3 tRNA genes are annotated in these 262 nt (G+C 52.3%); all 3 read right to left on the bottom strand.

The window, feature by feature from the left end:
• Positions 1 to 11: 11 nt before the first annotated feature.
• Positions 12 to 84, bottom strand: a tRNA-Phe gene (locus tag SORDD25_RS08965).
• Between the two features lie 3 nt (positions 85 to 87).
• Positions 88 to 161 (bottom strand) — tRNA-Met (locus SORDD25_RS08960).
• Between the two features lie 11 nt (positions 162 to 172).
• A tRNA-Ser gene (locus SORDD25_RS08955) sits at positions 173 to 262 on the bottom strand.

The raw sequence follows: 262 nt of genomic DNA, 5'->3' as shown, positions 1-262 counted from the left end.
AAAATAAAATATGGCGCGAGACGGAATCGAACCGCCGACACATGGAGCTTCAATCCATTGCTCTACCAACTGAGCTACCGAGCCAAATTGCGGGAGCAGGATTTGAACCTACGACCTTCGGGTTATGAGCCCGACGAGCTACCGAGCTGCTCCATCCCGCGTTAATATAAAAAGGAGGATGTGGGATTCGAACCCACGCACGCTTTTACACGCCTGACGGTTTTCAAGACCGTTCCCTTCAGCCGGACTTGGGTAATCCTCC

This window comes from Streptococcus oralis (genome assembly GCF_001579525.1).
Lineage (GTDB): Bacteria > Bacillota > Bacilli > Lactobacillales > Streptococcaceae > Streptococcus > Streptococcus oralis_M.
Note: the sequence above shows the minus strand (reverse complement) of the source record. Positions and strands in the feature narration are given on the sequence as shown.